Source organism: Bacillus sp. GMa5/1 (assembly GCF_050172015.1).
Lineage (GTDB): Bacteria > Bacillota > Bacilli > Bacillales > Bacillaceae_G > Bacillus_A > Bacillus_A cereus.
In genome coordinates, this window is sequence record NZ_JBNLYC010000141.1 from 1 (window position 1) to 10,442 (window position 10,442).

Here is a 10,442-nt window from a genome sequence, read left to right on the forward strand (position 1 = left end):
CTATGAGCGATAATTCACATGATCTTTCTAGCAAACTAGTAAGAAGAAGGGTACAATGATAAGAGTTGTGTCTGTAAAATAATAATTAATGGAGTTTTGTTTATAATGAAAAAGTTAAAATATCTTTTTGTTTTTGGGATTATAATTGCTGCTGCGTTTTTTATAGGGAAAGATAAAATCATGCAAAAGGCGCAAGTTCTACGCCTAGAATTTCTATCTGAAATGAAAGAAGCAGCTATGATTGAAGATGTTCCGTTTATTAAACAATTACCAGAATTACCTCGAGGATGTGAAGTGACAAGTTTAGCTATGTTGCTGCAATATAAAGGTGTACAAGTAGATAAGATGCAACTTGCTAGCGAAATTCATCGTGTTCCATTTGAACAAAATGGTTTGCGTGGAAATCCTTACGAGGGATTTGTGGGAAATATTTATACAAAGGCAGAGCCTGGATATGGTGTGTACAATAAACCAATCTTTGATTTAGCAGAAAAATATGTTCCTGAAAAAGTAATTAATTTAACAGGTAGAGACATGCAAGATATATATAAAGTAATTAGTTCAGGCTCTCCGGTATGGGTCATTATTAATACGACGTTTAAGCCGCTAGCTGAAAGTAGTTTTGAAACATGGAATACGAGTTCAGGCGAAGTGAAAATTACATATTATGAGCATAGTGCAGTAGTAATTGGATATGATCAAAACTTTGTATATGTAAATGATCCTCTTAAAAATAATCCACGTTTGGCTGTTCCGCGAGCAGAATTTGAGAAAGCTTGGGAGCAAATGGGAAAACAAGCAATTACTATTTTATAATAATGAAAAAGTCATCTTTTGGATGGCTTTTTCTTTTTAGTTTATCATCACTGAAAATTCAGAAGATTCTTTTAAAAGTTAACAATTCACGTTATAATAACATTTAACTTGGTGAAGAAGGGGAGAAGAGAAATGGATGTTGCAAAGGAACTTGTTTTGTCAAAAAATCAGTTAGTTGAGTGGAGAAGGCATTTTCATAAGTATCCAGAGTTATCTTTTCAAGAAGAAAAAACATCGCAGTTTGTGTTCGATATACTTCGGAAATTTCCATGTTTAGAAGTGTCACGGCCGACTAAATATAGTGTGATGGCAAAGTTAGTAGGTAAACATCCGGGCAAAACAGTTGCGATTCGCGCCGATATGGATGCTCTTCCTATTCATGAAGAAAATGAGTTTGATTTTATTTCTACATATAAAGGTGTAATGCATGCATGTGGTCATGATGGACATATAGCGATATTACTTGGGGTTGTATATAAGTTAGTAGAAGAAAGAGAGAAGATTAAAGGGGAGATTCGTTTTCTATTCCAACATGCTGAAGAGAATTTTCCTGGTGGTGCAGAGGAGATGGTTGCTGCAGGTGTAATGGAAGGTGTGGATTATATTATTGGTGCTCACCTTTGGGCGTCGTTAGAGGTTGGGAAAATAGGTGTTATTTATGGTCCTGCAATGGCTGCACCGGATGTTTTTAAAATTAAGATAGAGGGAAAAGGTGGACATGCTGGAATCCCTCATGAAACGGTGGATAGTATTGCAATTGGAACACAAGTCGTTTCGCAACTTCAGCAAATTGTATCTCGCCTCACGAATCCATTAGATTCTCTCGTAATATCTGTTACACAATTTCATGCGGGGACAACTCATAATGTAATACCAGAGCAAGCCGAGATTGAAGGGACAGTAAGAAGTTTAAGACATGAATTACGAGGTGAAACAGAGAAGAAGATTGAGCGGATTGTGAAGCATATTACGGAATCTTACGGAGCGAAATATACATTTTCATATGAATATGGGTATCGACCAGTTGTAAATGACTATGAAGCTACAGAGCTTATTGAACAAACGGCATTACAACTTTATGGAAGGGATAGAGTTGTTCGTTTACAGCCGACTATGGCTGGAGAAGATTTTTCAGCGTTTTTACAAAAGGCACCGGGGACATTCTTTTTTATCGGAGCGGGAAATAAAGAGAAAGGTATTATATATCCTCACCATCACCCTCGTTTTACGATTGACGAAGATGCATTGCCGATTGGAGTGGAAGTCTTTGTATCAGCCATTATGAACTTTATAAGTAAAGGAGAATGAGATGAAGAAAATACACATTCTAGCGCTTATCCCAGTTCTTTGTTTAGTAGTTGGGCCAATATTTGCGAATTCAGTTACTCCTTACGTATTAGGGATGCCATTTTTATTATTTTGGGTATTATTATCAGTGTTTATTACATCTTTTTGTATGGGGCTTGTGTACGTGTTTGATCCTGCTAATAAGGAGGATGTAAAATGACTGCATTACTTATCATTATTTTATTTTTGTTTCTCGCACTATTTTTAGGGATTCGGGCACAACATGGAAAAGATATGAATTTAGAGCAATGGTCAGTTGGGGGAAGAGGGTTTGGCACTATTTTTGTTTTTCTCCTTATGGCAGGTGAAATTTATACGACGTTTACATTTTTGGGAGGAAGTGGCTGGGCGTATAGCAAAGGAGCACCTACCTTTTATATTTTAGGTTATGGCGCTTTAGCTTATCTTTTATCGTATTTTTTATTGCCACCGATTTGGAAGTATGCGAAAGAGCATAACCTTGTTTCACAGTCGGATTTTTTTGCGAAGAAATATAGAAGTAAAGCGCTTGGGATTATTGTTTCAATTGTTGGTGTTGTTTCCATCATCCCATATCTTGTTTTACAGTTAAAAGGACTGGGAATTATCGTTTCAGAAGCTTCTTACGGAAGGGTGTCACCTGTTGTTGCGGTTTGGATTGGTGCTATTGTTATAACTATATATGTAATGGTTTCAGGTATACATGGTTCGGCTTGGACGGCTGCTTTGAAGGATATTATGATACTGTTTATCGTTATGTTTTTAGGTATATATTTACCGTATCATTATTATGGAGGATTTCAGCCGATGTTTGAGGCTGTAGAGGCAGCGAAACCGGAATTTTTATCTTTACCTGAAGAAGGAATGAGTATTTCTTGGTTTGTTTCTACTATTATATTAACGGCCCTCGGTTTTTATATGTGGCCTCATACATTTGCTTCTGCTTTTTCTGCAAAAAATGAAAAAGTATTTCGTAAAAATGCAGCAATTATGCCATTGTATTCTTTAGTTTTACTTTTCGTATTTTTTGCAGGATTTGCTGCTATATTACAGGTTCCGGGATTAAAAGGAGCGGATGTAGACCTTTCATTGTTCAGACTTGCTCTTCAAACGTTTGACCCTTGGTTTATTGGAATTATTGGTAGTGCGGGAGTATTAACGGCATTGGTTCCGGGTTCGATGCTTGTTATGGCGGCTTCTACACTGTTAGCGAAAAATATTTATCGAACGATAGTTCCATCTGCTTCAGATAGACAAGTTGCTAAGATGGCAAAATTATTTGTGCCTGTAGTAACGCTCGTGGCAGTTTTATTTACATTTAAAGGAGGAGAAACGATAGGAGCGCTTCTATTAATGGGATACAGTATTGTTACACAACTTTTCCCTGCACTTGTATGTAGTTTGTTTCCACGTCAAATTATTACGAAGCAAGGAGCTATTGCAGGAATGGGAGTTGGGCTATTAGTGGTCGCATATATTACCTTATCTGGTTCAACTATAGCCACGATGTTTCCGAGTTTCCCGCAGTATATAAAAGATTTGAATGTAGGTATAGTCGCATTGTTAATTAATATAATTGTGATGTTTGTAGTCGGTGGATTTACAAAAGGTGTATTTATAAAGAAAAACACTATAATAGTGGAAAAGTAATTCGTTTATCCCGCATTAACAAGCAGTAAGACCCCCACCTCAAAATTCAGCGGAAGCAAAGAAGTTAGGTGGGGATTAAACTGTCCGTAAAAGCCTGATTGGTGAGGGTTGAATAAAGTTTTACTTTATTAGAGCTATCTTTGAAAAGAGATAGCTCTTTTTTGTATATATTTTCTTCTATTAGCGGAATCTAACTAAAAACTTGTTGAAAAGGAAGTTAGGTGGGGAAATTGTTAGAGCTTGAAGGTAACTTATTTGAAGTTATGAAAGAAATTAGGGATGAGTTAGGTTCACCTAATGATTTAACAATTAGAGAAGTTGCTCTTGCTGGGAGTTTTACACGTTGTGCGGTTGTGTTTTTATGTGGATTGACAGATAAGGATAATGTTTATAAATATGTAGTTCGTACTCTTCAATATGAAGAAGTGCAAAATGAAGCGGCTGTCGTTCAGACGTTATTGGATCGTTTTATTTCTATTGCGGAAGTGGGTAAGAAGACAACATTTCCGGATATTATAAATGCGATTTTAGCGGGAGATACAGTTATATTAATTGATAATATTCAAACTGCTATCATTATTAATAGTAGGGCTTGGGAGAAGCGAAGTTTAGAACCACCAGTGACAGAAGATTTAATACGCGGACCGAGAGTTGGATTAAATGAAGATATTAATGTGAATAAAATGTTAATCCGACGCAGCTTACGCGATCCAAAGTTGAGGTTCCAATCTTATATTATGGGGAAGCGATCGCAGAAAGAAGTAACCTTAGTATATATAGAAGATATTATTAATCCTCACATTGTAAAAGAGTTAGATCGCCGTCTTCAATCAATAGTGACAGATGTCGTTTTGGAAACAGGTACGATTGAACAATTAATTCAGGATAATAATTTATCCCCATTTCCACAGTTTTTGAATACAGAGAGGCCTGATAATATTATAGCCTCATTAGCGAAAGGGAAGGCGGCCATTTTAGTAGACGGATCCCCGTTTGCTCTTATTGCACCACTTGTGTTTGTTGATATTTTTCAATCTGTAGAAGATCATTACGAGCGCTGGGTGATTGGAACGTTATTAAGATTTTTACGTATGGGTTCAGGCATAATCGCGGTTTTGTTACCAGCTATGTATGTAGCACTTGTATCTTATCATCAAGGACTTATTCCTTCTAAACTGGCTTATTCAATTGCAGGTGCGAGGGAAGGTGTTCCGTTTCCAGCATATATTGAAACGTTAATGATGGCCTTGACTATGGAATTAATACGAGAAGCTGGAATCCGATTGCCCAAACCAATGGGACAAACGATAGGGATTGTAGGAGGTCTTGTAATTGGAGAAGCTGCGGTAAATGCAGGGATTGTAAATCCGTTTTTAGTTATTATTATTGCAGTTACTGCGATTGCTACGTTCTCGCTTCCTGTATATAGTATTACGATTACGTTCCGAATTTTACTTTTCGTCTTTGTATTAGCTGCAACGGCTTTTGGACTGTATGGGATCATTCTAGCTCTGATTGCACTTGCTATTCATATTACAAATTTAACAAGTGTTGGTATACCGTATACAACTCCCATTGCTCCTGCATTTTATAAAGATTGGAAAGAAGAATTTATTCGCATGCCAAAATCGATGTTGAAAGATAGACCAGAGTACTTACAAACAAAAGATTCTACAATACGTCCAAAGGAGCGAAAATAAGTGAAACCATTTGAGTATGGCGATGAAGAGATTGGATCTCGGGAAATTGGGTTTGCGGTATCATCGACCATTATTGGTATAGGGGCATTGTCTATGCCGAGAGATATCGCTAACCAAACTTTATTTTCGGACGGTTGGATTATCTTGCTTTTGGGTGGATTGATTTGCGCAGTTTTAGGCTGGTTTGTGACGAGAGTGGCTATCTTATTTCCAAAACAAAATTTTGTTCAATATACGAGTGCGCATTTGACGAAGCCTGTTGCATACACAATTAGTTGTATTTTAGTATTAACGTTTGCTGCTTTGACAGCATATGAATCGCGAATGATTTCAGTTATTTCTCAAACGTATTTATTTAGTGATACACCAATACAACTACTGTCTTTCTTCTTCTTATTAGTTGTTATTTATGGAATAGCAGGATCAAGAGCAGCCTTATTAAGGTTAAATGTTTTATTCTTACCTATTGTTTTAATTGCGATAGTACTTCTTTCTTTATTGAATATAAATTTAATGGAAATAAATAATTTACTACCAGCTTTTCAAACGAAAGTAAGTCAATATGCTGTTGGAGTTAAAAATTCTATTTTTACGTTTATTGGATTTGAAGTAGCTTTATTTTATGCGGTGTTGCTGAATGATAAGACAGCGAAAAAAGCGCCGATGGCAGTCGCGAAAGCGGTGATGGTAAACGTGCTGTCATACATTTTAATTTATGTAACTTGTATTAGTGTTTTTACGTATATGACAACACGTGGATTGACATATCCAACAATTGAATTAGGGAAAGAAATTGAAATTGGTGGAGGATTTTTAGAAAGGTTTGATGCGATTTTTTTTACGACTTGGATTATTACTATTTATAACACGACAGCAATGTACTATGATGTCGCATCTTTATTGTTTTGTGCTATGTTTCCGAAAGTGAAGAAACATATTTTTATTTTCGTAAGTGCCCCAATTATTTTTATGGCGAATATGATACCTAGTAGTTTGAATGCTTTATCAAGTTATGGGACTTATTTAGCTTGGATAGATATGGGGTGTGTTGTGTTAGCACCTTTGCTCGTTTTAATTGTATATAAAATAAAAAGAAGGAATGGTGGAAATGAAACACCTTCTTAAAATTATAATGGTTATGGCTTTAACTGGATTTATGAGTGGGTGTTCTGAGTTAGAAGAGATAGAAGAAAGAGGATTTGTAGTAGGAGCGGCTTACGATATCGTGAAGGAGAAGAAAGCGAATCCAATTATGAAAGGGACCTATCAGATGGTACTCCCCAGTAAATTGTCTCAACAGGGTGGACAAGGGGGTGGGGATAGCGAAAATTATATTAATGTTAGTGCAAAAGCAGATAGTGTATTTGAACAAATAAGAATAATCGCTAAAAAAATTAGCCGTACATTATTTTTCCCTCATATACAAGTGATTATTTTCTCTGAAGAATTACTTTCACATCCATACATTTTACAAAATACGTTAGATGTATATATTCGCGATCATGAAATGAGAAGAAATATTCGTTTGTTCGTTTCTAATAAAAATGCCGAAGCTATTTTAAAACAAAGTGCCAAGCCTGAAAATTTACCGGCGCAGTATATTGATATGTTAGCTGAACACCCTCCGAAAAATGCCCAAATGATTGAGGCTGCAAGAATTGGTGAGGTGCAGGAAAAGATGATCTCTAACCGAAGTTTTGTATTACCTATTCTGGAACTAACAAAACAAGGAGTACAAATGAACGGTGCAGCATTGTTTCGTGGAAAGGATAATAAATGTGTAGGCAATTTGAGTGGGGAAGAAACAGTAGGGATGAATTATATAATAGGTAAAAAAATTGGAGGTTTTTTTACCATCCGTAAAAAGAATCAACTTATTACATATGAAATTCATAAGTTACGTCGAAAAATTAAAGTATCCACAACGAATGCTACAAAACCAAAGTTTGATATTCATTTATCTCTGGAAGGCACATTGGCTGAGTTGCATTTTAGTGATCATAAAAAGGTTTTGAATGAAAAGCGTTTAGAGAAGGATATATCGGAAGAAATGGAGAAGCGTATTCAAAAATCAATTAAACTTGTTCAAAAAAAATATAAGGTAGATGTACTAGAGTTAGGGGAAGTGTATAAGCGACATAATTATAAAGAGTGGAAAAAGGTAAGTAAGAATTGGGATCAAGGCGAAAATTACTTTAGTAATGCTGAAATTACTGTTCATGTTCATCCAACAATTGAACATTCAGGTTCAGCTTTACCGAAAAGAGTGAAATAAGGTGATGAAAGTTGTTTACTGGATTAGGAATTAGTTGCACGATATTAATGGCAGTTCTTCCAGGAACTATATATTTTATTCATAAAAAACTCACAACGTATGGAGCACAGCCGTGGAATACTGATGTGCAAAAAAAGAAACCTGAATAATTTCAGGTTTCTTTCGTGCAAAGCATATGTGAAGGGGGATACCTTCTATGTATGCTTTGCTTTATACAAGCCCTAACCAATGTACCAATTGTGTAGAGAGGAATGTAACAACAATGGCGATAACGGTAGGGATTGCAAACGATAAGAATGTCCATTTTGCACTTTTTGTTTCTTTGTATATATTAACAAGTGTTGTTCCGCACGGGAAATGAAGAAGTGAGAACAACATTGTGTTTAACGCTGTTAACCAAGTCCAACCATTTTCTAGGAATAGATTTTTAATTTGATTAAAATCATCTATTTCAGTTAAAGCCCCAGTTGATAAGTAAGACATTAATAAAATTGGGATTACAATTTCATTAGCGGGTAGTCCAAGAATGAATGCAGCTAGAATAAAGCCGTCAAGTCCTAACATTTTAGCAAATGGATCTAGAAAGTTTACAAAATACATAAGTAAGCTTGTGTCACCAATAAAAATGTTAGCAAGTAACCAAGTTAATGCAGCCGCAGGGGCAGCAACAACTATAGCTCGTTTTAAAACATAGATTGACTTATCGAGTGTTGCGCGAACAATTGTATTCCAAACTTTTGGCTTGCGGTACGGAGGTAACTCAAGTGTGTAGTGAGTTGGAACCCCTTTTAATGCTGTTTTTGATAGTACCCAAGAAACAGTTAATGTCATAATAACACCAATTACAACCATTCCGACTACAACGCCAGCAGTAACCAATGTTTGCATACTGCCTGTATAACCAGCAGCCATAAATAGTGAAGCCATTAAAATTAACATAGGCCAGCGACCGTTACAAGGAACGAAGTTGTTCGTTAAAATTGCTAGCATGCGTTCACGTGGTGATTCAATGATACGTGTTGACATAATGGCTGCTGCATTACAACCAAATCCCATTGCCATTGTTAAAGATTGTTTCCCGTGTGCGCCGGATCGTTTGAATAAGCGGTCCATATTAAACGCGACACGTGGTAAGTATCCGTAGTTTTCTAATAGCGCGAACATAGGGAAAAAGATTGCCATAGGTGGTAACATAACGCTAATAACAGCACCGATACCACGGAACAAACCAAGTATTAAAATGCCATGTAACCATTCAGGTGCATGCGCTGCTTGGAACCAAGATGTTAAATATCCTTCGGCCCATCCGAAGAATTCGGCAATCATATCAGATGGTACGTTAGCGCCTGCAATTGTAAGATAAAAAATAATAGATAAAATACCGAGCATAATTGGGAATCCCCAGATTGGAGATGTGAAAATTTTATCTAGTTTTTCGGAACGATATAATTTATCAGTATTTGTATATTGGACAGATTCTTTACATATGCTTGCAGATGTTCGGTAAATATCTCCGACTATATCATCTCGTATATCTTCTTTTGAAAGTGTTTGTGCATGTTGAATAATATAGTCTAATGGAAGAGCTTTACTGGCTGAGTGAGATTCCATTAATTACGACCTCCCTTACAAGTGGTTCATTATGGTGTTTTTGAAGTGTAGTTAAGAAATTTTTATCTCCATCTAATATACGTAACGCAATCCAACGTGCTGGATACGTATCACCGAACACTTTATAAATTTGTGGTTCTAATTCCTGAATCATATTTTCAATTTTTTCGCTGTAAGTAATTTTAATTGGTGTTGGAATTAGTTTTTTATTTGCTACTCTTGCAATAACATTTAGCAAATGACCAATACCTACTCGGTTACGTGCTGAAATTTTAACGACAGGTACACCAAGTGATTTTGCTAATTTCTTTTCATCGATAACAATCCCTTTTTTCTCGGCTTCATCAATTAAGTTAATGCAAATGACTACATTATTTGTCATCTCCATCACCTGGAGTGCTAAATTTAAATTTCTTTCCATAGCAGTTGCGTCTATAACAACTACAGTTACTTCTGGTTTTTCAAATATAATATAATCCCTCGCTACTTCTTCGTCTGCGGAATTTGAGTATAGTGAGTAAGTTCCCGGTAAATCTATTAATGTATAATTACTTCCGTTATGTTCATATTCTCCTTCAGCTTTTAAAACAGTTTTTCCCGTCCAGTTTCCAGTATGTTGTTTTAAGCCTGTTAAAGTATTAAATAATGTACTTTTCCCTGTATTCGGGTTACCAGCTAAAGCGATACGATGTTTGCTCATCTGAAATCATCTCCTATTAATACCCCGAAAATAAGGGAGCTTTCTTCTTTACGCAGTGCAATAGTTGTGTTGCTCACTTGATAAGCGACCGGATCTCCAAGTGGACTGCGTTGCAATACTTTAATCGTCGCCCCCGGGATAAATCCCAAATCTAATAAGCGTCGTTTCATAGTTCCTTCTAATTGTATCTTCTCAATTTGTACAAACTCTCCTATTTTAAATTCGGAAAGTGGTTTTATATTAGCCGATACCATAAAAGTTACCTCATCTCTATATTTTTAGTTTGAGTTTAAAAAGTTTCCTAAGGTAAACTTTTTGTTAGTAATATAGTAGACTACATTGGATTATGTTGTCAATTAGTACT

At 36.0% G+C, this 10,442-nt stretch carries 11 protein-coding genes; 8 read left to right on the forward strand and 3 right to left on the reverse strand.

The annotated features are described in order from the left end of the window. Window positions 1-105: 105 nt before the first annotated feature. The 8 genes from ACQGSG_RS22650 (at window position 106) to ACQGSG_RS22685 (ending at window position 7,916) form a co-directional block, all read left to right on the forward strand. Window positions 106-816, forward strand: coding sequence for a C39 family peptidase (locus tag ACQGSG_RS22650; RefSeq protein WP_000734482.1), 711 nt, complete (start codon window positions 106-108; stop codon window positions 814-816). A gap of 132 nt (window positions 817-948) precedes the next feature. Then, entirely contained in the window at window positions 949-2,124 is a 1,176-nt protein-coding gene (locus ACQGSG_RS22655) for an amidohydrolase (RefSeq protein ID WP_000382124.1), read from the forward strand. A 1-nt stretch (window position 2,125) separates the two neighbouring features. After that, window positions 2,126-2,323 carry a DUF3311 domain-containing protein gene (locus ACQGSG_RS22660; RefSeq protein ID WP_000719833.1) on the forward strand — a complete coding sequence of 66 codons (198 nt, stop codon included), beginning with the start codon at window positions 2,126-2,128 and terminating at the stop codon, window positions 2,321-2,323. Further along, window positions 2,320-3,792: a sodium:solute symporter gene (locus ACQGSG_RS22665; RefSeq protein ID WP_325842767.1), complete on the forward strand. Its 1,473-nt coding sequence runs from the start codon at window positions 2,320-2,322 to the stop codon at window positions 3,790-3,792. The genes ACQGSG_RS22660 and ACQGSG_RS22665 overlap by 4 nt, the downstream gene beginning before the upstream one ends. 221 nt (window positions 3,793-4,013) lie before the next feature. Then, entirely contained in the window at window positions 4,014-5,492 is a 1,479-nt protein-coding gene (gene gerLA, locus ACQGSG_RS22670) for a spore germination protein GerLA (protein ID WP_001999095.1), read from the forward strand. Then, the gene (gene gerLB, locus ACQGSG_RS22675) at window positions 5,493-6,617 is read left to right on the forward strand and encodes a spore germination protein GerLB (protein ID WP_000801992.1); all 1,125 of its coding nucleotides are present in this window, start codon (window positions 5,493-5,495) and stop codon (window positions 6,615-6,617) included. It abuts the gene before it with no gap. Next, window positions 6,601-7,767, forward strand: a complete 1,167-nt coding sequence (gerLC, locus tag ACQGSG_RS22680; RefSeq protein WP_000681631.1) for a spore germination protein GerLC — start codon at window positions 6,601-6,603, stop codon at window positions 7,765-7,767. Before gerLB ends, gerLC begins: the two co-directional genes overlap by 17 nt. An 11-nt stretch (window positions 7,768-7,778) precedes the next feature. Beyond that, window positions 7,779-7,916 carry a hypothetical protein gene (locus ACQGSG_RS22685; protein WP_000493997.1) on the forward strand — a complete coding sequence of 46 codons (138 nt, stop codon included), beginning with the start codon at window positions 7,779-7,781 and terminating at the stop codon, window positions 7,914-7,916. Window positions 7,917-7,977: 61 nt separating this feature from the next. On the opposite strand, the gene ACQGSG_RS22690 is transcribed toward ACQGSG_RS22685, so the two are convergent. From ACQGSG_RS22690 to ACQGSG_RS22700, 3 genes are read right to left on the reverse strand one after another with little or no spacing between them, the layout of a single operon-like run. Next, window positions 7,978-9,378 carry a nucleoside recognition domain-containing protein gene (locus ACQGSG_RS22690; protein WP_000443602.1) on the reverse strand — a complete coding sequence of 467 codons (1,401 nt, stop codon included), beginning with the start codon at window positions 9,376-9,378 and terminating at the stop codon, window positions 7,978-7,980. Beyond that, on the reverse strand, window positions 9,356-10,078 hold the full coding sequence (locus tag ACQGSG_RS22695) for a FeoB small GTPase domain-containing protein (protein ID WP_000033868.1): 723 nt from the start codon (window positions 10,076-10,078) through the stop codon (window positions 9,356-9,358). The genes ACQGSG_RS22690 and ACQGSG_RS22695 overlap by 23 nt, the downstream gene beginning before the upstream one ends. Continuing rightward, window positions 10,075-10,332, reverse strand: coding sequence for a FeoA family protein (locus ACQGSG_RS22700; RefSeq protein WP_000252982.1), 258 nt, complete (start codon window positions 10,330-10,332; stop codon window positions 10,075-10,077). The genes ACQGSG_RS22695 and ACQGSG_RS22700 overlap by 4 nt, the downstream gene beginning before the upstream one ends. Between the last annotated feature and the right edge of the window lie 110 nt (window positions 10,333-10,442).